The organism is Streptomyces sp. NPDC088147 (assembly GCF_044741565.1).
GTDB lineage: Bacteria > Actinomycetota > Actinomycetes > Streptomycetales > Streptomycetaceae > Streptomyces.
This window is the reverse complement of the sequence record NZ_JBIUSY010000011.1, coordinates 252,553-278,601: the sequence shown is the minus strand read 5'-3', so window position 1 is coordinate 278,601 and position 26,049 is coordinate 252,553. Positions and strand designations below refer to the sequence as shown.

21 protein-coding genes are annotated in these 26,049 nt (G+C 71.6%); 11 read left to right on the top strand and 10 right to left on the bottom strand.

Features of this window, described 5'->3' with window-relative positions; translation table 11 throughout:
* Positions 1-2: 2 nt before the first annotated feature.
* Positions 3-1,277, bottom strand: a complete 1,275-nt coding sequence (locus ACIOGX_RS34040) for a glycoside hydrolase family 71/99-like protein (RefSeq protein WP_356516393.1) — start codon at positions 1,275-1,277, stop codon at positions 3-5.
* Positions 1,278-1,637: 360 nt separating this feature from the next.
* On the opposite strand from ACIOGX_RS34040, the gene ACIOGX_RS34035 reads away from it, so the two are divergent.
* From ACIOGX_RS34035 to ACIOGX_RS34015, 5 genes are all read left to right on the top strand, one after another.
* The gene (locus tag ACIOGX_RS34035) at positions 1,638-2,222 is read left to right on the top strand and encodes a DUF5134 domain-containing protein (RefSeq protein WP_401918540.1); all 585 of its coding nucleotides are present in this window, start codon (positions 1,638-1,640) and stop codon (positions 2,220-2,222) included.
* Between the two features lie 212 nt (positions 2,223-2,434).
* Positions 2,435-3,370: a M56 family metallopeptidase gene (locus tag ACIOGX_RS34030; RefSeq protein ID WP_383972179.1), complete on the top strand. Its 936-nt coding sequence runs from the start codon at positions 2,435-2,437 to the stop codon at positions 3,368-3,370.
* A 59-nt stretch (positions 3,371-3,429) separates the two neighbouring features.
* On the top strand, positions 3,430-4,131 hold the full coding sequence (locus ACIOGX_RS34025; RefSeq protein WP_401918538.1) for a phosphatase PAP2 family protein: 702 nt from the start codon (positions 3,430-3,432) through the stop codon (positions 4,129-4,131).
* Positions 4,132-4,150: 19 nt separating this feature from the next.
* Positions 4,151-4,861 (top strand): HAD-IA family hydrolase, encoded by a 711-nt coding sequence (locus ACIOGX_RS34020; RefSeq protein ID WP_356516385.1) that lies wholly within the window; start codon positions 4,151-4,153, stop codon positions 4,859-4,861.
* 216 nt (positions 4,862-5,077) lie between these two features.
* Complete coding sequence (locus ACIOGX_RS34015) at positions 5,078-5,731, top strand: helix-turn-helix domain-containing protein (RefSeq protein WP_356516384.1); 654 nt, start codon at positions 5,078-5,080, stop codon at positions 5,729-5,731.
* On the opposite strand, the gene ACIOGX_RS34010 is transcribed toward ACIOGX_RS34015, so the two are convergent.
* Positions 5,707-7,203 carry an LVIVD repeat-containing protein gene (locus tag ACIOGX_RS34010; RefSeq protein ID WP_401918535.1) on the bottom strand — a complete coding sequence of 499 codons (1,497 nt, stop codon included), beginning with the start codon at positions 7,201-7,203 and terminating at the stop codon, positions 5,707-5,709. The genes ACIOGX_RS34015 and ACIOGX_RS34010 overlap by 25 nt on opposite strands.
* 178 nt (positions 7,204-7,381) lie before the next feature.
* On the opposite strand from ACIOGX_RS34010, the gene ACIOGX_RS34005 reads away from it, so the two are divergent.
* Positions 7,382-8,050 (top strand): DUF305 domain-containing protein, encoded by a 669-nt coding sequence (locus ACIOGX_RS34005; protein WP_384772021.1) that lies wholly within the window; start codon positions 7,382-7,384, stop codon positions 8,048-8,050.
* A 62-nt stretch (positions 8,051-8,112) separates the two neighbouring features.
* Here ACIOGX_RS34005 and ACIOGX_RS34000 read toward each other — a convergent pair whose 3' ends face one another.
* Together ACIOGX_RS34000 and ACIOGX_RS33995 are read right to left on the bottom strand one after the other, a co-directional pair.
* Positions 8,113-9,045: a DUF6214 family protein gene (locus ACIOGX_RS34000; RefSeq protein WP_401918533.1), complete on the bottom strand. Its 933-nt coding sequence runs from the start codon at positions 9,043-9,045 to the stop codon at positions 8,113-8,115.
* Positions 9,046-9,234: 189 nt separating this feature from the next.
* The gene (locus ACIOGX_RS33995; protein WP_356516378.1) at positions 9,235-9,612 is read right to left on the bottom strand and encodes a helix-turn-helix domain-containing protein; all 378 of its coding nucleotides are present in this window, start codon (positions 9,610-9,612) and stop codon (positions 9,235-9,237) included.
* A gap of 211 nt (positions 9,613-9,823) precedes the next feature.
* Here ACIOGX_RS33995 and ACIOGX_RS33990 point away from each other — a divergent pair, with 211 nt between their 5' ends.
* The 4 genes from ACIOGX_RS33990 to ACIOGX_RS33975 all read left to right on the top strand — a co-directional run bounded on the left by ACIOGX_RS33990 (position 9,824) and on the right by ACIOGX_RS33975 (position 13,786).
* Positions 9,824-10,903, top strand: a complete 1,080-nt coding sequence (locus tag ACIOGX_RS33990; RefSeq protein WP_401918531.1) for an NADH:flavin oxidoreductase/NADH oxidase — start codon at positions 9,824-9,826, stop codon at positions 10,901-10,903.
* A 73-nt stretch (positions 10,904-10,976) separates the two neighbouring features.
* Positions 10,977-11,654: a uracil-DNA glycosylase gene (locus tag ACIOGX_RS33985; RefSeq protein WP_129771673.1), complete on the top strand. Its 678-nt coding sequence runs from the start codon at positions 10,977-10,979 to the stop codon at positions 11,652-11,654.
* 81 nt (positions 11,655-11,735) lie between these two features.
* Positions 11,736-12,770: an N-acetylglucosamine kinase gene (locus ACIOGX_RS33980; RefSeq protein ID WP_401918529.1), complete on the top strand. Its 1,035-nt coding sequence runs from the start codon at positions 11,736-11,738 to the stop codon at positions 12,768-12,770.
* A 95-nt stretch (positions 12,771-12,865) separates the two neighbouring features.
* Positions 12,866-13,786 carry a hypothetical protein gene (locus tag ACIOGX_RS33975; RefSeq protein ID WP_356516372.1) on the top strand — a complete coding sequence of 307 codons (921 nt, stop codon included), beginning with the start codon at positions 12,866-12,868 and terminating at the stop codon, positions 13,784-13,786.
* Between the two features lie 252 nt (positions 13,787-14,038).
* Here the strand turns inward: ACIOGX_RS33975 and ACIOGX_RS33970 are convergent, their stop codons facing one another.
* The 3 genes from ACIOGX_RS33970 to ACIOGX_RS33960 all read right to left on the bottom strand — a co-directional run bounded on the left by ACIOGX_RS33970 (position 14,039) and on the right by ACIOGX_RS33960 (position 19,134).
* Positions 14,039-15,097 carry a lactonase family protein gene (locus ACIOGX_RS33970; protein ID WP_401918527.1) on the bottom strand — a complete coding sequence of 353 codons (1,059 nt, stop codon included), beginning with the start codon at positions 15,095-15,097 and terminating at the stop codon, positions 14,039-14,041.
* A 149-nt stretch (positions 15,098-15,246) separates the two neighbouring features.
* Positions 15,247-16,761, bottom strand: a complete 1,515-nt coding sequence (locus ACIOGX_RS33965) for an FUSC family protein (protein ID WP_401918627.1) — start codon at positions 16,759-16,761, stop codon at positions 15,247-15,249.
* Between the two features lie 297 nt (positions 16,762-17,058).
* Positions 17,059-19,134 carry a BTAD domain-containing putative transcriptional regulator gene (locus ACIOGX_RS33960; RefSeq protein WP_401918525.1) on the bottom strand — a complete coding sequence of 692 codons (2,076 nt, stop codon included), beginning with the start codon at positions 19,132-19,134 and terminating at the stop codon, positions 17,059-17,061.
* A gap of 167 nt (positions 19,135-19,301) precedes the next feature.
* Between ACIOGX_RS33960 and ACIOGX_RS33955 the strand changes: the two genes are divergently transcribed.
* Complete coding sequence (locus ACIOGX_RS33955) at positions 19,302-20,180, top strand: alpha/beta fold hydrolase (protein ID WP_401918523.1); 879 nt, start codon at positions 19,302-19,304, stop codon at positions 20,178-20,180.
* Between the two features lie 50 nt (positions 20,181-20,230).
* On the opposite strand, the gene ACIOGX_RS33950 is transcribed toward ACIOGX_RS33955, so the two are convergent.
* From ACIOGX_RS33950 to ACIOGX_RS33940, 3 genes are all read right to left on the bottom strand, one after another.
* On the bottom strand, positions 20,231-20,890 hold the full coding sequence (locus ACIOGX_RS33950; RefSeq protein WP_401918521.1) for a TetR/AcrR family transcriptional regulator: 660 nt from the start codon (positions 20,888-20,890) through the stop codon (positions 20,231-20,233).
* A gap of 58 nt (positions 20,891-20,948) precedes the next feature.
* Positions 20,949-21,737, bottom strand: coding sequence for an SAM-dependent methyltransferase (locus ACIOGX_RS33945; RefSeq protein ID WP_356516362.1), 789 nt, complete (start codon positions 21,735-21,737; stop codon positions 20,949-20,951).
* A 241-nt stretch (positions 21,738-21,978) separates the two neighbouring features.
* Positions 21,979-25,767, bottom strand: coding sequence for a S8 family serine peptidase (locus ACIOGX_RS33940; protein ID WP_401918519.1), 3,789 nt, complete (start codon positions 25,765-25,767; stop codon positions 21,979-21,981).
* Positions 25,768-26,049 lie beyond the last annotated feature (282 nt).

Below are 26,049 nucleotides of genomic sequence, written 5' to 3'. Positions count from 1 at the left end.
CGTCAGATCCTGGGCCGGGTGGGCCTGGTGGCCGTCAGTCCGATCTGCCCCTTGAGCATCCGGCCGCCGTCGCCGGTCAGCCGCAGGTAGTAGTCGGACGAGCAGGACGTACCGTCCTCGTCCAGCGCCCAGATGCCCGATCCGGACGGCACCTGCGTACCGGTCTCGGCGGTCTTCGCGATCTGGTTGCCCTCGTTGAACTCGTCGAACATGGAGATGTAGATGCCCTGCGCGCCGACCCGCACCATGTTGTAGAACTGCCGCCACATGAAGTCACCGTGGGCGCGGTGGCGTTCCTGGAGGTCCCCCGGCAGCACACACGGCTGGTAGTCGATGCCGCGGGCGTTGCACTCCGCCTGGTCGGGGGTGTTGACATCGCGGAAGAACCGGTCGGTGTCGGCGACGTTGCTGATCCGCCCGACCATCCAGGGCGAGATCATGTTGAACGCGCGGTACACGTCCTGGAAGCCGGGGCGTGAGTCGTCGGTGCTGTTGCGCCAGTGGGTGGGCACGCCGCCGATGACGTAGCAGCCCTGGGCCTTGAACCAGTCCACGACCTCCTTGCACGGTCCGGGCGCGAAGGGCCGGCCGGGGTCGTTGAAGCCGAAGCCCCAGATGCACACCACCGGCTTGCCGTTCTGCTTCGCGTAGGCGCTGGACGCGGTGTGCGCCCTCATCTTCGACGTCCAGTCCTCCTTGATCTGGGACTGCATGGACGTCCAGCCGGTGACGTCGTACATGATGTAGAACTTGCGGCCGTTGGCCTCGGCCGACTGGCGCACCTTCTGCGCCATCGCGTCCCGGGTCGGGCCCTCCGGGCTGAAGGGGTTGAAGCGCTGGAGCGCGGCCGTGTCGCAGTTGTTCTCCCGCATCCAGCGGAAGTGCGTGTCGACCGTCTGCTGGTCCCACGAGGAGAACAGCGTGGCGGGCTGGCCGCTGTTCAGGTTCGGGTACGCGGTGGGGTAACCGCGCGAGTATTCCCGCATGTCCGGCCACGACTTGATGGTCGTATTGCCGAGCGACGGCGGCTGGCTCATGTTCTGACTCCAGTGCCACCACCCATTGATGGGGGCGCCGTCACCGGTACAGGCGAACCAGCCCTGGTAGCCCACGGTGATTTTGCCGACCACGTCGCCGGGGGGACTCGCGGCGGGAGCCGGCTGTGCGCGTCGGCGCGGTTCGGAGGCCGACGCACTCTGCTGGGCTGCGCCGACACCGGCGATGGCGGCCGAGGCGGCCAGCGCGGACGCGATGGCGGACCGTCGTGACATATGCATGGGGGAATGCCTCCCACTCGATTTCTGCCAGAAAGACGTAAAGCCCTCGGGGGTGGGGGGTTTTACAGGCGTCGGCAGTCCGCCCGGCCCCCAAGGGCACGCCTTCGCAAAGTAGTCGGGCGCTACCGTCACCACAAGGCCACGCGCGCCAGGAATTCGTTCCGGGAAATCGAAGGTTTGTCAGCCGATTTTCTTTACGCTTTCCGTTTCCACTGAAATGCGAATAACCGAACTGCGGTGCGCTGCCGGGCCCGTGACCCCCGGTGCGCTCCCCCTGTGTCCCTCTGCGCTCGTATGCGCATCGTCGGCGTCGGGCATTCCCTGGACGAGTCCGCAGACGGGTACACGGAGAGGTGCGCGATGCACGGAACGGCGACGTCCGGCTGGCTGCTCGTCGCGCTCTGCGCGGCGGCCGGGAGCTACTGTCTGCTCCGGTTGCGCGACAGCGCGGGCGACCAGCGCGGTTCGGTGGGCGGTGAGGCCCTGATGGGGTTCGGGATGGCGGCCATGGCGGTGCCCGCCGCCGTGCTGACTCCGCCCCGGTGGGTCTGGGCGGGATACGTGGTGGTGTTCCTCGGCGCGGCGCTCCATACGCTCGTCCGCGCCGGTGGTTCGGGGCACCGGCTGCACCATCTGCTGGGGATGCTCGCGATGGTCTACATGGCCGGGGCCATGGCCGTCGCCCCGGCCGGGGCGCACAGCGCGCACACGCAGGGCGCGACGGGCGGGGGGAGCGGTGCGCCGCTGGTCACCGGCGTGCTGCTGGTCTACTACGCCGGCTACGTGCTGTGGGCGGGAGCCCGGCTGCTGCCCGTCCCGGCCGCCGCGGGCCCCGAGGGCGGGGGCGGTACCGCCCTGGTGGGCTGGGGCGAGCGGCCGGAGCTGGCGCTGGTGTGCCGGCTCTCCATGGGCATCGCGATGCTGGCGATGCTGCTCACGCTCTGATCGCGGCCGATCACAGCCTGCCTCGGTCTGCCTCGGCCTGACCCACTGATCCCGGCCGGTCCGGCCGACCTCGGAGCATCCGGACCCCGGAGGATCCGGCCCCCGCGAGCCGGCCCCGGAAGATCAAGGGTGCCCGCGCCGAAACGTGTCGTGGGTCACTTGCCAGGTAAGGACATACCCCTGAGTAGCGCGCCCCTCATACCCTGGGGCCCATGATGGTCTCCCTGGCACTGCTGCTGCTCGGTGCGCTGACCGCCGTCGTCGCCCCGCGGCTCCTGTCGCGCGCCGACTGGCCGGAACGCGAGCCCGTGGTGGCGCTATGGGTGTGGCAGTGCGTCGTGGCGGCCGTACTGCTGAGCTTCGCGCTCTCCATGACCTTCAGCGCCGCCGCCTCCTGGCTCCGTGTCCGCGGCCATGTCTTCGCACCCGCCCCGCGCGGCGTGGTGGAGGCCTACGCCTTCGGTTCGCACGGGCCGTGGACGATCGCGCTGACCGTGCTGCTGGCCAGTGGCGGCCTCTGGACGGTCGCGATGCTCACCCGCGAGATCCACCGGGCCCGCAGCCGACGCCGCCAGCGCCGCAAGGATCTGCTCGTACGCTCCCCCGTGCTGCCCGGTGAGGAGCCGAGCGGTGAGCCCCTCGTCGTCCTGGAGGGCGAGCGTCCCGGCGCGTGGTGGCTGCCGGGCGCCGCGCCCCAGCTGGTCATCACCACGGCCGCGCTGCGCCGCCTGAAGGGGCGTCAGCTCGATGCCGTACTCGCCCATGAGGAGGGCCACGCGCGCGCCAGGCACGACTGGCTGCTGCACTGCTCGGGGGCGCTGGCGAACGGATTCCCGCAGGTCCCGGTGTTCGCGGCGTTCCGCGACGAGATGCACCGGCTGGTCGAACTGGCCGCGGACGATGTCGCCTCGCGGCGCTTCGGACGGCTGACGATCGCGCTCGCGCTGGTCGAACTGAACGAGGACCGCGGGGTGTTCGGGCCCGGCACCACCCCGGACGCACAGCTGCCGCAACGGGTGAACCGGCTGCTGTCGCCCGTACCCCGGCTCACCGCGGGACGCAGGCTGCGGCTGACCGCGGCGGCGGCGCTGGTGCCGGTGGTGCCGCTGCTGGTCGCCTTCGTACCGGCGCTTCGCGCCCTGGGATAGCCCACCCCGCCCCGCCCCGGAATGGCCCCCCGCACGCCGCGTGCGCGAGGATCAACCCCATGCACTCACCCTCGGCCCCCGTGTCCTCCCCGTCGCCCCCGGCCCGTCCCCCGCTCGCCGGACTCACCGGAGCGGGCGCCCTGGCAACGCTGCTGGCCGTCCTCTCGGGGGTGCTGACCGTCCTCGTCGTCGCGGAGTGGGCTCCGCTGGTCTCCTTCGACCGGTGGGTCGCGGACGGCCTGCACCGCCGCGCGGTGGACGAGCCCGGCGCGACCTGGGCGAACCGGGTGCTGACCGACTGGGTCTGGGATCCCTGGATGATGCGGCTGCTGACCGCGGCGGCCGTGATCACGCTGTGGCTGCGGCATGAGCGACTGCTCGCGCTGTGGACGGCCGGGACGGCGGCGCTGGGCGCGGCCGTCTCCCAGGGGGTGAAGGCCGCGGTCGGCCGTGAGCGCCCGCGGTGGCCCGACCCGGTCGACTCCGCTCACTTCGCGGCGTTCCCCTCCGGGCACGCCATGACCGCCGCGGTGACCTGCGGGCTGCTGCTGTGGCTGGCACGCCGCCACGGGGCCGGCGGCCGGCTGTGGCGTACGGCGGTCGTCGTCGCGGCCGTATCGGTGGCCGGGGCGGGCCTCACCCGGCTCTGGCTGGGCGTCCACTGGGGCACGGACGTGATGGCCGGGTGGCTGTTCGGTGGCTGTCTGGTCGCGTTCTCGGTCTCGCTGTACGGGCGCGTGACCTTGTCCGGGAAGCGGTGACCCGGCGAGGATCGGACGCATGACCTTCAAGGGTGTGCTCTTCGACTTCTCCGGAACCCTCTTCCGTATCGAATCCGCGAGCTCCTGGCTGCGTGCCGTGCTCGACGAGGCGGGCGTCGCCGTACCCCCCGACGAGGTGCGGCGGTACGCGATGCGACTGGCCGTGGCGGGCGCACTGCCCGGTGGCTCCTCGCCGGAGCGGGTGCCGCCGGATCTGGCCGGGCTGTGGGCCACCCGCGACGAGAGCGCCGGGCGCCACCGCGCGGCGTACACAGGGCTCGCCCGGCAGGTGGAGCTGCCCAGCCCGGACCTGTACGACGCGCTCTACGACCGTCATATGACGCCGGACGCGTGGCGTCCGTACACCGATGCCGCCGAGGTGCTCGGCACGCTGCGACGCGAGGGCATCGGGATCGCGGTGGTGAGCAATATCGGCTGGGATCTGCGGCCGGTCTTCCGCGCCCACGGCCTGGACGCGTTCGTCGACGCGTATGTGCTCTCGTACGAGCACGGCATCCAGAAGCCCGACGCCCGGCTCTTCCAGGCCGCCTGCGAGCAGTTGGGGCAGGATCCGCACGATGTGCTGATGGTCGGCGACGACCGCGAGGCGGACGGCGGAGCGGCGGAGCTGGGCTGCTCGGTCCATTTCGTGGACCATCTGCCGGTCGAGGAGCGCCCGGCGGGACTGCGGCCCGTTATCGCCCTGGCGGCCCGGGGACCGTTGCGATAGACCCGTAAGGAGAACCGCGGGCAAAGCCTCAAACGGGCGCCCCGAAGCCCGAAACGGGCACCACCGCGGCCGACCGGGCATGCCGAAACCGCCTGCCTTGGACGATCCCCCGCGTCGCCCAAGGCAGGCGGAAGCCCCGCTGACCAGGCCCGGAAGGGTCTGCGACGGGACGCACTGAGTATATTGGCTTAGAGCCAGTCAACGCAGGAGTAAAGCATGTCCCCGCGGAGCGCATCGGTCAATGAAGAACTCCGTCGGCGTTCCCGGGAGCGGTTGCTGCAAGCGACGGTGGAGTTGGTCGCCGAACGCGGTTACGAGGCCACGACGCTCGCCGACATCGCCGACAGGGCGGGTTCCGCGCGCGGTCTCGTCTCGTACTACTTCCCGGGGAAGCGGCAGTTGCTGCAATCCGCCGTGCACCGGCTGATGCACCGCACGCTCCACACCGCCCTGGAGCGTGAACCGGCCACGGACGACGGCCGGGAGCGGCTGGCACGGGCGATCGACGCCATCCTGGGGCTCACCGAGGACAGCCCCGTCCTGATGCGGACGCATATGGCAGGCATCCTGCAAGCCGAGGGGTTCGTGCAGTGCCCGGAGCAGCAGCGGCTCGCGGGGCTGCTGCGGGAGACGGTGGAACGGTACGGCTCACAGGACCCGGACAGCGACTATCCGCTGCTGCGCGCCCTGTTGATGGGCGCGGTCTTCGCCGTTCTGATGCCGGGCGCGCCGATGCCGCTGCCGCGGCTGCGCGCCGAGCTGTTCCAGCGCTACGGGCTGGAGTGGGAACTCGGCGTTCCGCCGGGCGGCTGCCCGCCCGGCGGAACGAGTCAGGACACGATCACTCAGTGGCCCGAGCGGTCGAAGTAGTCCGGCTGCGTCTGCACGTTCAGCTCGGACATCCGCACCCGCTTCGCGGGGTCGGTCACACGGTCGTCGAGCCGGAGCACGTCGAAGCCCTTGACCATGTCGTTCGAGTAGATGTGGCCGTTGTAGTAGTAGGAGGACCAGGTGCCTCCGCCGACCATGGTCTCGGCCGAGATCGGACCGCGCTCGAAGTACGCGATCTCCTTCGGCTTCGAGGAGTTGGTGAAGTCCCAGACCGAGACGCCACCCTGGTACCAGGACTGGACCATGATGTCGCGGCCCTTGACCGGGATCAGCGAGCCGTTGTGGGCCACGCAGTTCTCGGTGTCCGCCTGGTAGCGGGGGATCTTGTAGTAGCTGCGGAAGACCAGCTTGCGCTTGTCGCCCTTGCCGACGATGTCGTAGATACCGTCGGCGCCCCTGTTCGGACCGATCTCGGCGTTGCAGGTGGCGGCGCCACCGCCGCCCAGCTCGTCGGTGAAGACGACCTTGTTGGCACTCTGGTTGAAGGTGGCCGAGTGCCAGAAGGCGAAGTTGACATTGTCCTGGACCTGGTCGATCACCCTGGGGCGTTCGGGGTTCTTGATGTCGAACAGGATGCCGTCACCCATGCAGGCACCGGCGGCCAGGTCCTTGGAGGGCAGCACCGTGATGTCGTGGCAGCCGGTGGTCGCCGAGACACCCGGGTTGGTGGGCGCTCCCGGGTTTCCGCCCTCGGGGAAGAGCACCGGGAAGTTCACGATCGCGGCCTTCTCCGGGGACTTGCGCGGCACCTTGATGATGGAGATGCCATCGTGCGGCGGCTGGCAGTCCGGGAAGGACGCGCTGGGCGAGTACGAGGAGACGTAGACGTAGACGTCCTTGCGCTCCGGTACCAGCGTGTGGGTGTGCGAACCGCACGCGGTCTCGACAGCGGCGACGTACTTGGGGTTCCGCTTGTCGCTGATGTCGAAGATCTTCATGCCCTCCCAGGACGACTTCTCCGTGGCGGGCTGCGTCGTGCTGGTGCACGAGTTGTCGCTGCGCGAGGAGTCGGTGGAGAGGAAGAGCAGATCGCCGGAGACCGAGATGTCGTTCTGCGATCCGGGACAGAGCACCTGGGCAACGGTCTTGGGGGACTTCGGGTTGCTGATGTCGAAGATCCGGAAACCGTCGTAGTTGCCCGAGAAGGCGTACTTGCCCTGGAACGCGAGGTCCGAGTTGGTCCCCGTGATCAGGTCTTTGGGCACATTGGCGAGATGGCTGATGTTGCGGCTGTGGACGATCTCGTCCACGCCGGGTATCTCGCCGTTCTCGATGGCCGACTTCACCTCGGCCGCCTGGCTGCTGGAGACCTTCTCCTTGGCCTGACGGTCACCGGGGTCGGGTGTGGCGACCGCCGGGCCGGCGGTCAGCAACGTCGCGAAGAGCCCGACCGCGGCTGCTGCCACGCCCAGGCGTCTGCGCCGCACGCGGGTGGTGTGCAACGAACTCACTACGTGTCCTCCCTTGTATCCCCGCCCAGACATGAACGGGTCACGGACCTCGGCAGTATCGTCCCTCTCATGTACATCTCAACAGATGGCAACAGAGATGTAATGAAAGTTTTTGATCACTCGTTGCCTGAAGCGTGCTAGGAAATGTCCACCACACCATGTGCCGCAGGAGGTCGCCGTGTTGATCCGCCACCGGAGCCCGCGTGTTCGCCGGTCCGTCGTCGCGGCGGCCGTCGCCGCCGCCGTACTCGCCCTGGGCGCCTGCGAATCGAGCGGTGACGACGGCGCGGACGCGGCAAAGGCCGACGCGGGCAAGGGTGCTGGGGTGGTGGCCCCCGGGAAGCCGGGCGAGCCCGCGAAGACGCTCTCCGCCGAGGAGGCGCTGAAGGCGGCGCCGGACAACACCCCCAACTCCGCCGATTTCACCTATGCGCAGATGATGATCGTGCATCACGGGCAGGCGCTGGACATGGCCGCGCTCGTGCCGGAACGGGCGGGCTCGGAGCAGGTGAAGCGGCTCGCGTCACGGATCGCCGACGCGCAGAAGCCCGAGATCGGCATGATGGAAGCCTGGCTGAAGAACAACGGCGGGGCGAAGAAGCACCAGGGCCATGATCACGGCACGATGCCCGGAATGGCCACCGAGGCCCAGCTGACGCAGTTGCGGGCGGCGAAGGGCAAGGCCTTCGACGAGCTGTTCCTCAAGCTGATGATCACTCACCACCAGGGGGCGATCACCATGGCGACCGAGGCGCTCTCGGAGGGCAACAACGTCCAGGTCGAGGAGATGGCGAACGATGTCATCTCGCAGCAGACGTCCGAGATGAACCGTATGCGCGCCATGTGAGGCGTACGCCCCGCAAGGCGATGATCCGCAGCTGACGTGACCGACGGGACGAACGCCGTGGGTCAGCGCCGGTGATGACGGGGGGTCAGATGTCCTTCGTCGCGGGCGCCGGCGATCAGTCGCAGCGCCTTGCGGCGGCTGTATCCGGTCGCGGACATCACGGCGAGCACCGGGTCCTGGCCGGCCTGCTGGGCGGCGCGGTAGATCTCGGCGACGCCCTGCCGGGCGGCACTTCCGCGCGGGAGGGACGGACGGGCGCGGTGCCTGCCGGACTGGATCTGGTCCTGAGCGGCTTCCGGGGCGGCATCCGGTGCGGCCGGCTGCGCGGACGTCGGCTCGGGCTCCGGCCGCACAGGGTCCCCCACGGGCTGTTCGGCCGGCCGCTCGGGCTCGGGCGCGGGCCCGGACGCGTGAACGGAACCTGACACGTGGACCGGCCCGGTGGCGTGAACGGAACCTGCCGCGTGAACGGGCCCGGCTTCAGGTGCCGGTACCGATTCGGTCGCCGCCACGGGTTCCGATGCGGGTACGGGTTCAGGTGCGGACGGGGACTCGAACCCGAACCCGGGCTCGGCTTCCTCCGCCGCCTCCGGCCTCTCCGGCCTCTCCGGCCCTGACAGCGGCTGTGGTCCGTCACCGGTGCCCGTGGCGAGCGGGGCGACCGGGGCGACCGGGGCGTCGGCGGAGACCGCACTGTCGACGGGCTGGGGCGCGGGCGGCCGGTGCCGGCCGGCGACCACCTGACAGGCGTTGTGGAGCGGCGCCTCGATCGCCTCGGCGAGCGCGGCGAAACCGTCCAGGGCGAGCGGCGGGTCGGCCTGCGCGTCCTCGATGGCGATCCGCCCGTCCCGTACCACCGCGAGCACATCGATGCGCGCACCGTCCGCGAAGGTCAGCCTGATATCGACCCAGGGGGGCAGGATCTCGCGCCGCGCGGCGCCGTCCCTGGGGTCCCCGGCACCGGTGACGGTGCCGTGCCCCTGCACTTCCCACACGGGCCATGGGTAAGCGTCGTGGTCGTGAGATTCCTGGGCGGAAATCGATTTATGTTCCGACACATTCACAACTTAATCAGGCAATCCAACCCTTATTGTCATGGCGCGCACGTGCCGAGGCGTACGGCACCCCGTCGGCTCATCGGATCAAGCGTGACCGGTCTGCGGGTCACGCGACCGGTCTCCGGATCAGCCGTCACCGAGCCGGCCGGCCTGCGCGGCGGCGGCGTCCAGAACACTGTCGAGCAGACCGGGGAAGAGACGGTCCAGGTCCTCCCTGCGCAGTCCGCTCATCTTGGCCGTCCCCCGGTAGTTCTGCTCGATCACGCCGCTCTCGCGCAGCACCCGGAAGTGGTGGGTGGTGGTGGATTTACTGACGGGCAGCTCGAAGTGCGAACAGGAGAGCTCGTCGCCCACCACGGCCAGCTCGCGGACGATCCGCAGCCGCAAGGGGTCGGAGAGTGCGTGGAGCACGCCCTCCAGACGGATCTCCGCACACGAGGGGTGAGCGAGTTCACGTGTGCTGGTCGCGGCGGTCACGGCGGGGCTCCACTTCATCGTGTTCATCGCGCCCCATGGCGCTTCATCGACGAGATCTCCTTGGGCGAGTTCCCATTGTACGAGAGTTCTCGTAGTTTGACATTCACCTTACTACGATGGGTATCGTACGAAGCGTTGGCGGGGCTCGCACCGACGCGGCGGCCCGTCCGTCACGTACCGATGCCCCCTGTACCGGTGACCCGCGCACCGATGCCCCACGTTCCGAATGGAGTCCGCCGTGAGCGCACTGTTCGAGCCGTACACCCTGCGGTCCCTGACCATCCCCAACCGGGTCTGGATGGCGCCCATGTGCCAGTACTCCGCGGACGAGACGGGCCCGGACGTCGGGGTGCCGAACGACTGGCACTTCTCCCATCTCGCGGCGCGCGCCACCGGCGGCACCGGCCTGATCCTCGTCGAGGCCACGGCCGTCAGCCCGGAGGGCCGTATCAGCCCCGCCGACCTCGGGATCTGGAACGACACGCAGGTCGAGGCGTTCCGCCGGATCACCCGCTTCCTCTCCTCGCAGGGCACCGTCGCAGGCATCCAGCTCGCTCATGCCGGGCGCAAGGCCTCGACCGACCGGCCGTGGAACGGTGGCGGTCCCGTCGGCGCCGAGGGCCATGGGTGGGAGCCGCTGGCGCCGAGCGCGCTGCCCTTCGCGGAGGGCCACCTACTGCCCGCCGAACTGACCGTGGAGCAGATCAAGGAGATCGTCGGCCAGTTCGCGGCGGCGGCGCGGCGGGCCAGGGAGGCCGGTTTCCAGATCGTCGAGGTGCATGGCGCGCACGGCTATCTGATCGGGCAGTTCCTCTCGCCGTACAGCAACCGGCGCACCGACGCCTATGGCGGTTCGTTCGAGAACCGCGCGAGGTTCGCGCTGGAGGTCGTGGACGCCGTACGCGCCGAGTGGCCCGAGGAGCTGCCCCTCTTCTTCCGTATCTCCGCCACCGACTGGCTGGACGAGGGCGGCTGGACCGTTGACGACACGGTGCGCCTCGCGGACGAGCTGCTGGCCCACGGCGTGGATCTGCTCGATGTGTCCAGTGGCGGCAACGCCGCGGACGTGCGCATTCCGGTCGGTCCCGGCTACCAGGTGCCGTTCGCGGCCCGGGTCCGGGCGGAGACGCGGCTGCCCGTGGCGGCGGTCGGTCTGATCACTCGGCCCGAGCAGGCCGAGAAGATCGTCGCCAACGGGGAGGCCGATGCCGTACTGCTCGGCAGGGAGCTGTTGCGCGACCCGTCCTGGGCCCGCCGCGCCGCCGGAGAGCTGGGCGGGCGTGTACACACCCCGCGGCAGTACCACCGAGCCGTCTGAAATACCGTCCGCCGGGGGCGGGTTGACGGGTGTGTGCGGAAGCGCCCCGTGCGCACCAGTAGAGTGGCACCCCGTGGCAGCACGACCGTTGAACGAAATCGTCGAGCCCGGATGGGCGGATGCGCTGGGCCCCGTGGCCGGACGCATCGCCGAGATGGGTGACTTCCTGCGTACGGAGATCGCCGCCGGGCGCACATACCTGCCGGCCGGACCGAATGTGCTGCGCGCTTTCCAGCAGCCGTTCGACGAGGTGCGGGTCCTGATCGTGGGGCAGGACCCGTATCCGACCCCCGGGCACGCGGTGGGGCTGAGCTTCTCGGTGGCGCCCGAGGTGCGGCCCCTGCCCGGCAGTCTGGAGAACATCTTCCGGGAGGCGCATACGGATCTGGGGCTGCCGCGCCCCTCCAACGGCGATCTGACGCCGTGGACGCGGCAGGGGGTGCTGCTGCTCAACAGGGCGCTCACGACAGCGCCCCGCAAGCCCGCCGCGCACCGCGGCAAGGGCTGGGAAGAGGTGACCGAGCAGGCCATTCGCGCTCTGGTCGCGCGCGGCAAGCCGATGGTCTCCATCCTGTGGGGGCGCGACGCCCGTAACTGCCGCCCGATGCTCGGGGACTACCCGGCCGTCGAATCGGCCCACCCCTCCCCCATGTCGGCGGACCGCGGCTTCTTCGGCTCGCGTCCGTTCAGCCGGGCCAATGACCTGCTGATCGGCCAGGGGGCGCAGCCGGTGGACTGGCGGCTGCCATGAGGCGGACACCCGCATGAGGCGGACACCCGCATGAGCCGGATGTGCCGATGAGCATGGTGTGCCGATGAGCGTGATGTGCCGATGAGCTGGGTGCTGGGCGTGGACTCGGGCGGCTCGGGGCTGCGGTTCGCGCTCGGCTCGACGGCTCCCGACGGGACGGCGGGCGTGACGACGGTCGCGGCCACCGCCTCCGCCGAGCCGCTGCGCACGGGCCCCTCGGGTATCGACGCGGGGCAGTTGCTCGCCCGGCTGCTGCCCGCGGTGGACACCCTGCTGGCGCAGGCGGGCGTGAATACGAACACGAACACGAACACGGACATGGAGGCGGGCTCGGGTCCCGGCGTCCTGTCCGCGGTCGCGATCGGCGCGGCCGGGATGGCGACACTCGGCGACGGACTGCGCGCCGAACTGCCCGCGGCGCTCGCGCACTCCCTCGGGGTGCGGCGGCTGGTGCTCGCGGCGGACGCGGTGACCGCGTACGCGGGAGCGCTCGGCCAGCGCCCCGGCGCGGTCGTCGCGGCCGGTACGGGCATGATCGCGCTGGGCACGGACCTGACCGGCTGGCGGCGCGCGGACGGCTGGGGTCACCTGCTGGGCGACTGCGGCGGCGGCGCCTGGATCGGCCGGGCGGGACTGGAAGCGGCCATGCGGGCCCACGACGGACGGCGCGGCGGATCGCCCGCACTGCTGTCCAGAATGGAAGAGGTTTTCGGGCCCGCTCCCGAGCTGCCAGGGCTGCTCTATCCGCGTACCGACCGGCCCGCGGTACTCGCCTCGTTCGCGCCGGAAGTGGCCCGTTGCGCGGCCGGCGATCCGATCGCGGCGGGCATCGTCTCGACGGCGGCGCGGCATATCGCGGAGGCCGCCGCGGCGGTCTGCCCGCCGTCGGGCGCGTGCGAAGTCGCCCTCACGGGAGGGCTGTTCGGCCTCGGCGACCCGCTGCTCGTCCCCCTGCGCGCGGAACTGGCAGGTCAACTTCCGCACGCCACGACCGTGTCCGCCGCGGCCGATCCGCTCGGCGGGGCGCTGCTCATCGCGGGGGCGCTCGCCGGGGACACGCTCCGGCTGCCGCACGACGCGCGCCTGCTGAACGTCCTGACAGAACAGGATGGATGAGCAGAAAAACACCTAACGGATAAATAAGGACAGATGGTTCGCGACTGCCCCCTCCCCGAACAGCCGCGCCCACAAAACCAGTAGCATTCGACGCCATGAGCACCCCCACTGGGCCCGCATCCGGCCTGCCTGTACGAATGCCGCGACCCCGTCAGTCGGGGCGCCACCGCCGCCCCGAACCGGTCGCTGCTCCCGAAGGCGCGTCCGCACTCGTCGTCGCCGTGCCCGGCACGCCCTCGGCCGCCGTCCGCGGTCTGGCCGAAGAGGTCGTCAGTATCGCCCGCTCCGAGCTGCCCGGCCTCGACGCCGTCATCGGCTTCCTGGACGGCGACGACTCCGAGTACCCCACGCTGCAGAACGTCCTGGCCGGGACCGCCGCGCTGCGTACCGAGCGCTACGAGCTGGCGAAGGCGGCGGGCCGTGAGGTGGCCGAGCCCGAGGGTCCGGCCGCCGTCGTCGTACCGCTGCTCGCGGGACCGGACAGCGGGCTGGTCACGCGGATAGGCCAGGCCGTCGCGGACAGCGGCGCCACCGCGGAGCTGACCGATGTCCTCGGTCCGCATCCGCTGCTCGCCGAAGGGCTGCACGTGCGCCTGTCGGAGGCCGGTCTGGCCCGCGCCGACCGCGCCAGGCTCTTCACGGTCGCCACGGCGGCCGACGGGATCATCCTGGCCACAGTGGGGGGCAAGGAAGCGGTGCAGACCGCGGGGATCACCGGAATGCTGCTGGCCGCGCGCCTCGCCGTACCGGTCATGGCCGCCGCGCTCGACGAGGAGGGCTCGATCGCGGCCGTGGCCCAGGAGCTGCGCGAGGCCGGTTCGACCCAGCTCGCGCTCGCCCCGTATCTGGTCGGCCCCGAGCTGCCCGAGGGTCTGCTCGAAGCGGCGCTGAAGGAGGCGGACTGTGCCGCCGCCGAGCCGCTGGGCGCGTATCCGGCGATCGGGAAGCTGGTGCTGTCGAAGTACACGGCCGCGCTGGGCATTCCCGCGCAGCCGCAGGGGACGCCGACGCACTGACCCACCCGCACCGGCCGTGCGCCGCACGCCCCTGAGTACGGGAGCGCAGCACGCCCGTACCCATGGAAAGGGCCCGCCCCGGATCACTCCGGCGCGGGCCCTTCCGCGTCGGTACGGACGCACCCGTGCGTACGGTCACGTCCGCTCGTACGGTCACGTCCGCTCGTACGGGTGGATTCGTCCGTACGGAGAGGGCCGTCCGGGGCGGAGAGGAGCGTACGGGTGGAGGGCCCGGCGCCGACGGCCGGCCGGTCAGCCGAAGACCACGCAGGAGGCGGCGGGGACCGCGAGGGAACCGGCGCGTACCGGAATGCCCGTCGCCGGATCCACGTCGAACCAGGTCACGTCCCCGGAGTGCTCATTCGCGGCGTAGAGCCGGATGCCCGCAGGGTCCAGCGCGAGATCGCGCGGCCAGCGCCCGCCGCAGTCGACCGAGGTGACCAGCTCGGCCTTCTCGTACGTCGCGTCGAGCGCGAGAACGGCGATGCTGTCATGGCCGCGGACCGCCGCCCAGACGAACCGTCCGTCGTGGGACACGACCACCTCGGAGCCGAAGCCCTCGACGTCCACGCCGTCGGGCAGGACGGGGGCCTCGCCCACCGGTTCGAGCAGACCCCGCTCCGCGTCCCAGCGGCAGAGGGTGAGCGTCGGCTCCAGTTCGTTGAGCACGTACGCGTGGCCGCCACCCGGATGGAAGGCGAGATGGCGCGGTCCTGTGCCGGGGCGCAGCGCGGTCTCGGCGTGCGGTGTCAGCGCGCCGGCGGTGGCGTCGAGGGCGCTGATCCGGACGGAGTCGGTGCCGAGGTCGGTGGTGAGGATCCACCGGCCGCTCGGGTCGGTCACCACCTGGTGCGCGTGGGGTCCGCGCTGGCGGTCCGGATGCGGTCCGGAGCCTTCGTGCCTGGTCACTCCGCTCGCCGGCCGGAGAGCGCCGTCGGTGCCGACGGGCAGCACCGTGACACTGCCCGAACCGTAGTTGGCGGTCAGCAGATGCCCGGCGGTGAGGGTGAGATGGGTGGGGGCGGCGCCGCGGACCGGTACGGGCTCCCCCAGCAGTCGCGGCGCCCCGTTCCCCGCGTCCGCCGCCGGTGTGCCGAACGCCGCCGCCGCGCCTTCCTCGGTCTCGGAGACCGCGTAGAGCACGGATCCGTCCGGGGCGAGCGTGAGATAGGACGGATCGGCGACGGCGTCGGTGACTCCACGCTCCGTCAGGGCTCCGGTCTCCTCGTCGACGGTGACGGTGGTGATCCCGCGGCCTCCCGTGGAGGTGAACGATCCGATGAAGGCCCGCCCTTCGTTCCTGCCGCTCACTGTCTGTCCCCTCTTCGGCTGATCTCTTCGGCTGGTCTCTTCGTCCGTCGTGCAGGCCACCGCTCGCCCGGTGTCCGGGGCAGACGGTAGCAGGGGGTCTGGACCAATCGACCGGCCCGGTAGGCCGTTTCCCGGCGACTTCCGGCAGCTCAGGCCGCGACGAGCCGGCCGCGCGGCGCCGTGCGCAGAGGCGCGGAGAGATCCGCGAGGGCCCGCTCCAGACCGTGCAGATGGGCCAGTGCCGCTTCGGCCCCGGGGTGGTGGTACGGCGCTTCCGGCGCCCCGGGCACCGGACGGGCCGGCTCCGCCCCGGGCGGTGCCAGTTCGCGTACGGCGGCCTCGACCCGGCGGCAGGCCGCGGCGAGCCGGGCGTCGTGCGAGGCGGCGGGGTCGGCGGCCACCGCGGCGAACCCCCGTACCTCGCGGGCGCACTCGTCGAGCAGGACGAGCACCTGGCGGGCTCTGGCCCCGCGCGCCCGCAACGGGTTCAGCGGATGCACGAGCGGCGCGAGGGACATCCGTACCCGGCCGAGCAGCAGTTCCAGTTCCGCGGCGAGCGGCCCCGGGTCGGCGTGGTCGTCCCCGGCGAGCCGGCGGGCGGCCGTGGCGGTACAGCCGTGGACACAGCGCAGCGCCTGCTGTATCCACGCGTCGGTGACGGCGTGTGTGGTCACCGGCAGCAGGAGAAGGACGGCCGCCGTCGCGCCCAGCGCCCCCACACCGGTCTCCGCCAGCCGCAGGGCGAGCAGCCCCGGGTCGAGCACGCCGAGCAGTCCGTACAGCAGGCCGACCATGACGGTCACGAAGAACATCATCCAGCTGTACGAGACCGCGGCGGTGTAGAAGATGCCGAACACGCACAGGGCGACGAGCGCGGCGGTGGGGGCGGGCGCGCCGTGCAGGGGTACCGCGACGACCAGCCCGACGGCGCAGCCGACGGCCGTGCCGACCATCCGCCGGAAGCCGCGGACCAGGGTCTCTCCGCGTGAGGCGGTGTTCACGAAGATCCACCAGGCCGCGCCGACGGCCCAGTACCACCGGTCCTGGGAGAGCAGCTGGCCCGCGCCGAGCGCGAGCGCGCCCGCGACGGCCACCTGAACCGCCTGCCGGGTGGTCGTACGGACCAGACCGGACGCACCGGGCAACGCGGGTACGGCGCGCGGCGGCAGGCGTCGCTCGTAGCACCAGACGCCGAAGCGGACGACCGACGAGGCGAGCAGGGCGAGCAGAACCGCGGCGTACAGGCCGGGCAGCCGCGCGGGGACCGTGTGCAGGAACTGCGCCACGAAGAAGGTCATGAACCCGAAGACACCCAGGGCATGGCCCCTTGCGCCCCAGCGGCGGGCGTACACCCCGGCACCCGCCACGACGAGGAACGCCGCGTCGCGGAGCAGCGGCTGATCGTGCAGCGCCGACGCGAGGGCGAGCACCGGAAAGCCGACGGCGGGCAGGAGCGCGGTGGTGACGGCCTGGCCCCGGACCGTCGTGTCGGTGACCGTGAAGAGGGCGAGGAGCGCGGCGAGCCCACCGGTGATGACTCCGGCGAGCGGGTGCCCGGCCGCCGCGCACACGAGGACGGCCAGGCCGATGCCGAGAACGGCGCGCACGGCACCGTACAGCCGCAGCCGTCCCGGATCGGGACTCACGAACATCCTCTTCAGCACTGCCAGCCCGCCCGTTCCCACTCCGGCATGAGAAAGGCGCCGCGGGGATCCGCAGCGCCATTGATGGCTCCATCACAGCACCTTCGGCCCCGGTGGCTCAAGTGAGTGCCGGACTGCTGGGCCATTGGCACAGTGAGCCGTGATCGCCGCCAGCGGGCGGAGGACCAACGGGCCAGGGCGGCGCCGCCGGGCGGTGCGCGCGCCCGGCGACGGCCGCCGCGGTCACGGGCTGTCGCCGTGGTTGTGCAACGGCTTCCCGCCGGACTCACGATCCCCCTGTGCGGAATGTCCGGCCCGTCAGGCCCGTCCCGCCTGTCCGGCCGATCCCGCGGTGGCGAGCTCGTCGAGGTACCCCGCGACCGGGCCGAGGCTGAGCAGGCCGCTGCCCGCTCCCGCCAACTCCGCTGCCGCCGGGGTCAGTTCGCTCCGCGCGCGCCGCATGGTCTCCCGGTCTCCGAGGGCGACGGCCGCCCGCGCGGTGAGACACCACAGCGCCTCGAACAGCAGGTCGGGCGGCGGGTCCGGGCTGTCGCGCAGCGCGGTCCCGGCCGCGTCGCGGCGGTCCTGTGCCAGCAGCACCAGGGGACGGACCCATGGCTCGTACGGCCCCCAGTCGATGTGCTCGTCGGCCGGGGCCGGCAGGCCGTGCCGCACCCGCGGGCACAGCAGCGCGAGCGGCAGCAGGCCGCGTTCCAGGCCGGGCATGCCGGCTCCGTCGAGACGCGCGGCGGCGTCCCGGTAGGCCGTCTCCACCTCGGCCGCCGGTGCCCGGCCCGTCTCGGCGAGCCGCAGCGCCCGGTACCACTGGGTGAACACGCCCACGAGCGGCAGCTCATGGCGCTCGGCCAGCCGGTCGGCGGCGACCGCGTGCCGGTCGGCTCCGGAGAAGTCGGCGAGCGCGCCGCGCGCCTGGAGACGGATGAGGTGGCCGAGTACCTCGTAGGTGACCAGATCGTGGCGGGCGGCCAGAGTGACCAGTTCGGCGCCGATCGCGTCCCGGCGCGGGGCCAGACCCGCGCGGTGGAAGGTCTGCATGAACACGCCGTTGAGCGCGAAGGCCAGCAGTGCGGGATCGTCCAGGCCGCGTGCGATCCGCTCCGCCTGCCGGGCGGCCTGGAGGCCGCGCGCCGAGCGGGTGCCGCCCGGCCGAAGGGCGTGGGGCGGGGTGCCGCGCGACTCCAGCGCGATCGTGGCGAGCAGCCGGGCCCGAGCCCCCTCGTGGCCGCCGGGAGGGAGGGCGGTCAGGGTGCGCTCGGCCGCGGCCACGACGGCCGCCGACTGCTCCGGGTCGTCCGAGCGGGGCCAGATCGCGGGGACGTCGTACGCGCCGATCACCCGGGCGGTGAGCGCCGGGTCGCCCAGTTCCTCCGCCGCCGTGATGGCCGCCACGCGGTGCAGGCGGGCCGCTTCCAGGCCGCCGCCCCCGGTCACGGCGAGGCCGCGCAGCAGGCCCACGGTCGACTCCAGGCGGGCACGGGCGCCGGAGGCGACGGTGCGGTCGTACGCGGCGGCTGCCCGCGCCCACACGTGCCCCGCCGCGCCGTCCCCGCTGCCGACCGACCCGGCGTGTCCGGCCGCCCCGGCCTGCCCGCTCGGTCCGGCCTGACCCGCCGAGGGGTCGAGGTGGTCGGCGTGGGCGAGGATGTCCGCTTCCAGACGGCGCAGACCCGGGCCCGGGTCCACCCCGAGCTGCTCCACCAGGAGCGTGCGTGCCCGGCGCAGCACCGCGAGCGCGTCGCCCTGGCGGCCGGTCCGGTAGAGCGCGAGTGCCAGCAGCCGCCAGGCGTCCTCGCGCCAGGGGTGCTCGGCGACATGCGCGTCCAGGTCCGGCACCGCCTCGGCCGCCAGGCCCAGGGAGAGCCGGGCCCCGGCCCGCCGCTCGACGGCGTGCAGTCGCAGTTCGGCCAGGCGGGAGCGCTCGGCGCGGGCCCAGGCCGCGTCGGCGAACTCCGCGTACGCGGGCCCGCGCCACCATCCCAGCGCCTCTTCCAGCCGCGCGAGCGCGTCCTGCGGAGGCAGCGTCGCGGCGGCGGCCACCGCCCGCTCGAAACGCCAGGCGTCCACCGTGTCCGGCTCCGCGCGCAGCGCGTATCCCGGCCCGGACGTGATCAGCAGCCCGGCCGGGGCGCGGGGCGGGCGCTCCGGCTCCAGCGCTCGGCGCAGCGCGGCGACGAAGGTGCGTACGGCCCCCACCGCGCCGGGCGGCGGATCCGCCCACAGATCCTCGACGAGGCGGCTGACCGGGACGACGCCGCGCCGGGCGACGATCAGCCGGGCCAGCACCGCGCGGTGCCGCGGCCCCTTCAGCGCGATCGTGCCGCCGGTACCGTCCCAGGCCGTCACCGGCCCCAGCACCCCGAACCCGACCCGCACCCGTGACCACCCCTTCCCTCGGGCGTGGCTTCGCCCCCGGCCACGCTATAGCGCGCTGATCCGATGCTCATTCGCGCCCGGCAGGCTGAAGGCACCTGTTCACACCGGTCGGCCGGGCCATCGCATCACCCCGGTCAACCGGATCAGCCAAGGAAAGAGGCGGAACCATGACGCCTGCCATCGCCGGCTTCGAGTACCGGCGCGTTCCCGTCGCGGACGGCGTGTCGCTGAACGCGGCCGTCGCGGGCACGGGCAGTCCGGTCGTGCTGCTGCACGGCTTCCCGCAGACCCATCTGATGTGGCGGCACGTCGCCGCCGACCTCGTGGCCGATCACACCGTGATCTGCCCCGATCTGCGCGGCTACGGCGCCAGCGACAAACCCGACGGGGCCGGTGCCGACACGTACTCCAAGCGCACCATGGCCGCCGACATCGTCGCCCTGGCCCGCGCGCTGGGTCATGAGCGCTTCGCGCTGGCCGGGCACGACCGGGGCGCCCTGGTCGCCTTCCGCGCCGCACTCGACCACCCCGCGGCCATCACCCACCTGGCCTGCCTGGACGTGCTGCCGACCCTGGACATGTGGGAGGTGATGCACGGCACCACCGCCGCCGTCGGCTTCCATCTCTATCTGATGGCCCAGCCGCCCGGTCTGCCCGAGCGGATGATCACCGCCTGCGCGGACGAGTTCTTCGGCCACTTCCTGGACAGCTGGACCGGCGACCCGCGGGCGATCCCCGCCGATGTCCGCGCCGCTTATCTGGACGCCTGCCGCGACGCGGTGCCCTCCATCGTCGCCGACTACCGCGCCTCGGCGGGCGTCGACGTCGATCACGACCGTACGGACCGGGACGCCGGCGAGCGGCTGCGGATGCCGGTCACCGTCCTCCAGCAGGACTGGGGCGCGGCCCTCGGCTACGACGCCCGGTCCCTGTGGCAGGCGTGGGCCGCGGATCTGCGCCATGTCTCCGTCGCCTTCGGCCACTTCATGGCAGAGGAGGCCCCCGCCGATATCGCCAAGGCCCTGCGGGACCTGCTCACCCGGTGACGGACCCGCTCACCGGCTGAGGAGGCGGGGCCCGGGGGCCCACGGCGTCCTCAGCCGGGCAGGGAGATTCCGTTGATGAGCACTTCGGCGACATTCTCGGCGTAGAGCCGTACGCGCGCCTCGTCCTGTGACATCACTTCCGGGTTCATCAGCGCGGCGAACCCGATCTGCGCATAGGGCGCGGGGCCGCCGGAAGTGAGGAGGAAATAGAAGACCTCGTACGGGATGTTCTTGATTCTTCCCTGCTCGCGCAGCAGTTCAAAAACGGGAGTGATACGCGAGCGTACGGGCTCGATGTACTGGTGGTAGAGATAGTCCACCCGCTCCGTGTGGACCCCGCCCTCCACGGTGACCAGACGTCCGAGATAGGGGCGCGTCGCCGAGTACTCGATGAAACTCCGGATCAGTACCCGCAGCCGGACCATGGGGTCCGCGGATTCGTCGTCCGAGGCTTCGAGATGCTCCAGGAGCGGGCGGAAAGCCCAGTCGACGGCGGCGCGCCACAGATTGGCTTTCGAGCCGAAGCGCTGATAGAGAAGGTTGCGGCTGACACCCAATTCTTCATTGACCGTCCGCAGTGAAACCCCGTTGTATCCGTGCACCGAGAAAGCCTCGATCGCCGCGGCCATCACCTGGTCGGTCGGAGCGAATTGGGCGTCTTTACGCGGACGCCCTCGCGGACGGGCGACGGGGTGCGGAGTATCAGGCATGAGACCAGTTTAGCGGCGCCCCCTCCTGTCCCCGTCGGGATCGGAGGGGAGGAATTCGCTACCGCACGCGCGCCACTCCGACATAGAAGCCGCTCTCCTCGCGCTCCGGCGCCGCCGTGTCCCGGTACCATTCCGGCGCCCTGACCAGGCCCGGGTCCACGAGGTCGGTTCCCTCGAAAAACCGCTCCACCTCGGCGCGGGTGCGGGGGCACAGGGAGATGCCCCCTTTCCGGTACGTTCCGGTGACTTTGCTCGCCTGCTCGGGATCGAGGAAATCGGCGGTGCCGTGCGACACGATCAGGACGCTGCCGGAGGACAGGGTGTCCACCAGGGTGCGGGTGATGCCGTACGGGTCGTCCTCGTCCGGGACGAAATGCATCAGCGCGATGAGCGAGAGGACCACGGGCCGGCTGAAGTCCAGTAACGCGCGGGCGTGTTCGAGGATCTCCTCCGGGCGGCGGACATCCGCCTCCAGGTAGTCGGTGGCGCCCCGAGGACCGCTGACGAGGCGAGCCTCCGCGTGGCGCAGCACGATCGGATCGTTGTCGGTGTAGACGATCCGGGAGGCCGGGAGGATCTCCTGCACGACCTGGTGCAGATTCGGCTCGGTGGGGATACCCGTACCGATGTCGAGATACTGGTCGATACCCTCGCGAGCCGTCCAGGCGACGGCGCGGTGCATGAACTCCCGGTTGATCTGGGCGCCGCGCTGCGCGCCCGCGGCCAGTTGCTCCGCCATCTCGATGTCGACGGGGTAGTGGTCCTTGCCACCGAGAAAATAGTCATACACACGAGCGGGGTGGGGCTTACTCGTGTCGATGTGGCGCCTGAGCCTGCCGGCCGTCACGGGGATGCTCCTGTATGTGGGGGGCGGAGAAGGACGGATGATGCTTACCCGCGCGGGTGTGCGGGCGAACTGACAGATTATGGTGCGGAGTTGGTGCGTCCTCGTCGCGATACACCGTTGTTCCGGACGAGTTGGCCGGTTCCGTTCGTCCTTCGTCCGGCAGTTCACGGTGGCGCGGGCCCGGTGGGCCGGTACAGCCTGCGTTGTCGGCCGTACCGGCCCACCGGGCCCTGAAGCGGGGCTACTTGACGCCCACCGCCCGGATGATCTCCTGTGTCACCGATCCGCCCCGGTCATCGGTGGCGGAGGCGCGCAGGGAGACATACGCCGCGTCCTTCGGTACCCGTACCGTGCCCTCCCAGGCCGCCCGCTCGCCCCCGGCCCGGTCCAGGGAGACGGCCGTCCAGCTCTTGCCGTCGTCGTACGAGACCTCCAGCCGGCCACCACCGATCCTGCCGGTGTCCGGTGCTCCCTTGACGTACTCGGAGAAGATCCCGAGTGACAGCCGCTTGCCCGCGCGCACGTCACCCGCGAGATCGGTGTCGACGTCGAAGCCGAGGTTGAGGAGCGGCAGGAAGGTCTCGCGGTCCGCGGGGGTTTCCGCGGAGCGGAAGGTCCACTCCGCGTGGCCCTTGGTGGACAGCCGCCAGCGTTCCGGGTCGAGGGTGGTGTCCGTGACGACCTTGTAGGTCTGCTCCGCCGGGTCGGCGTCCCAGGCGTACGCGCCCGAGCTGGTCTTGCGGTCGACGAGCTGCCCGTTCGCGTAGACCTCGGTGGTCTGTGTCATCGAGTCGTCGCTCCACACATCGCCGAAGCCGGTGTGGTCGGGGCCCGAGTCGCCCCAGCCCGGTGTGTTGAACCGCAGGTCATTGCCCCTGCGCTGCTGTCCCCAGCCCAGCCCGGTGCCCAGCCACGGGTGCAGCACCGGCTTGAACCAGTCCAGTCCGGAGCGTGTACCGCCGCGGTAGGTCACCACGCCGCCGCGCTGTTCGAGCGTGGCCGGGCCCGCGGTGACGGACTCGTGCCAGTACTGGCCGGCGCCGGTGCTGACGTAGTCGGTGCGCTCCGCCGGGTAGGCGGTCCTCTCCGGGAAGCCGAAGCCGATGGGGAAGGTGTCCGTGATCGAGTAGCGGAACTCACCGCCGTCGACGGGCTCCGCGGCATGGAACTTCGTGTTCAGCACGGCCAGTTCGCGTGTGCCCGGCCGGTACACCAGATCCTTGGGGATGGCTCCGGGGTGCCCCTCGGAGAGATCGTAGACGTACGGGGTGTAGCGCGTGCCGGTCAGCTCCGCACTCCGGTGGCGCCGGGCCGACTCCAACAGCAGTGCGCCGTCGGCCGCGTTGACGGTGGCGATGGTCAGCGGACGTTCCTCGCCGGATTCCGTGGAGAAGTCGGCCAGCAGCCGGCCGGGCGCGTCGTCGGTGACGAACAGCGCCTTGGCGCCCGCGTCCTGAGCGTTCTGCGCCAGCTGCCGCGGGCTGACGGTGTCGCTCGCGCGCACGACGACGGCCTTGCCGCGCGCGGCTCCGCCCTCGTACTCCTCCGTGCTTCCGGTACCCGCGTCGACCAGTGGGAGCCGCTGCCGTCCTTCGGGCAGCGCGGAACCGAACGGGACGACGGTCTCCCCGACACGCCTGCCACCCGCCGTCAGCTCCAGCAGCGGCTTGCCGAGGCGCCAGACCGTGCGGTACTCGAAGGTTCCGGTGGCGGGCTCACGCGTGGGGGCCGCGAAGACGCTGTCGTAGGTGAGCGGCACCTGCACAGCACCGGCGTACGTCGCGCCGTTCGCCTCCCTGTTGAACTCCATCAGCAGTTGACGGGTCTCGGTCCGGCGGTCCACCTCGGCCCGTATCTCCCGCAACTGCCGCCCGTCGAGCGTGATGTCGCGGTCGCGGTCCATGACGACCTCGGGCTCGGAGAGGAAACCGAGGCCGAGCGAGTCCTTGCCCTTGCTGCCGCGTACATCGAGGAACGAGGAGACGGCGTAGGCGCCGGGCGCCAGGCGCAGCCGGAGCGTTCCGGAGTCTCCGACCGTGGCCGGGAAGGGGTCATGGCCCTCGGCGAGCCTCTGTACCGTGAGCGGGGCGGCGGTGGGCGCGCCGTCCCGGTCCTTGGCGTGGACCGTGAGGGTGTACCGCTCCTCCTCCTTGACCAGGCCGAAGGCGGTGTGTGCGACGACCGTGTCGCCGTTCTTCGCGACGATACGGCCCGAGGTGGTGCCGACGGGGGCCTTCGTGCCGTCTCCGGTGACGGTCGTCTCGGCCGTACCGTGCGCCGGGACGGTCAGGGTGGAGTCGGCGAGCGTCACGACTCCGTCGGCGGCACCCTCGGCGGCGAGGCACAGAGTGACGGGACGGCCGGAGGAGTTGGTGTAGCCGACAGTCCGGGTGACGGGCTTGTTGTCCTCGTACGGCCAGTTGTGGAAGCCGAGGTCGGCGCTGCCGGTCGCGGTGATGACCGCGTCCACGGCGGCCGGTACGTCGACCCGGCCCGCGCCGAGCGCGTAGACGGAGTCGGTGAGCCGCGCGGACGTGCTCATGAGCGCGTCCTTGAGCTGCCGCCCCGACCAGTCGGGGTGCTTCTCGGCGAGCAGCGCGGCGGCTCCGGCGATATGCGGGCTCGCCATGGAGGTGCCGCTCATCGTGGTGTACGGGCCGCTGCCCTCGGTGAGCTGGGAGCGGGCGGCGAGGATGCCGACGCCGGGGGCGGACAGGTCCGGCTTCAGGGCGTTGTCGCCGTGGCGCGGGCCCTGGCTGGTGAAGTACGCGGGCTGGTCGGCGGAGTCGACGGCGCCGATGGTCAGCGCGGAGTCCGCGGCGCCGGGCGAACCGATGGTGCCCGCGCCGCCGGTGTTGCCCGCCGCGATCACGAAGAGCGCGCCGGTCTGCGCGGAGAGGGTGTTGACCGCCTGGGCCATCGGGTCGGTTCCGTCGCTGGGTTCCGTCGAACCGAGGCTCATCGACACGATCGTGGCGTCGATGTCCTTCGCGGCCCACTCCATACCGGCGATGATCTGCGATTCGCTGCCGAAGCCCGCGTCGCTGAGCACTTTGCCGACGGCGAGACCGGCGCCGGGGGCGACGCCCTTCTCCTTGCCGTCCGAGGCCGCGCCGCTGCCGCCGACGGTGGAGGTGACATGGGTGCCGTGTCCCGCGCGGTCGGCCACCTCCTCGCCCTCGATGAAGCTCTTGGTCTCGCCCAGCCGGCCGGTGAGATCGGGGTGTCCGGCGTCCACGCCGGTGTCCAGGACGGCGACCTTGACGCCCTTGCCGGTGAGGCCGGCCTCCCACGCCTTCGGGGTGCCGATCTGGGCGTTGCTCTCGGCCATGTCGGCCGTCACGCGTCCGTCGAGCCAGATCTTGTCGATGCCGGCCGCGAATCGCGCCGCGGCGGGGTCTGAAGGAGCGGTGGAAGTGGTGGACACGGAGGGAGCGGTGGAAGCTGTGGACACGGAGGAAGCGGTGGACACGGAGGATGCTGGGCGAACGACCGTGCGCCAGAAGGCCGTTCCGTCCTTCGACGCCTCGACGGCGGCGCCGTTGACGCTCGGCAGCGACCGTATCCGGTCGGCGCCGCGCGGGGTCGCGGCCCTGCTGCCCTTGCCGTACGTGACGATGAGCGGGAGTGTGTCGGCGCCGCGGTCGTCGTAACCCAGCTCGATCAGCGAGGTGACGTCGAAGAGCCGCTTGTCGAGTGCGCCGGACCGGAGATAGGGCGCGGCCTCGTCCGGTACGACGGTGATCCTGCCGCCGGAGATCTCACTGCGCACCGCTCCGGTCGCGCCCTCGGGACGCTCGACGGAGACGGTGCGCCGACCGCCGCCCACGTCGGTGACGGTCACCGTGTCGCCCGTCACGAGCGTGACGGTGTGTTCAGCGCGGGCGGTCGCGTTCGACGGCGGCGGCGCGTCCGTGGGGGCGGAGGTGTGGCCGGCGCCGGCCGCGACGGCCTGTCCGGCGGGGAGCAGTACGAGCGAGAGCCCGGCTGCCAGCAGCCGGGCCCCGCGTCTCGCCGGTGCTCTGGTCATGAGTTGCCTCTCCTCAAGCACCCGGTGAAGGAGGTGGGTTCGGGTACTGCGAAGAGTCTCGGCGCTCCTTTCTTCGAACACAGCGCCGGATACTGGCGGTAAGTCGCCATGGCGGCAATCTGCCATGCGCGGCCACGGCCGGACTCCCGCCCTGCCTCCTGGCCCGCTTCCCGACTCGCCGTACGGGTGGGCGGACAGGCGGGCGGGGACCGGAACCTCGCCGCCAAACCACAACAACCCCAACCACTCCGGATCCACCGCACAACCACTCCCAAGAGTGGC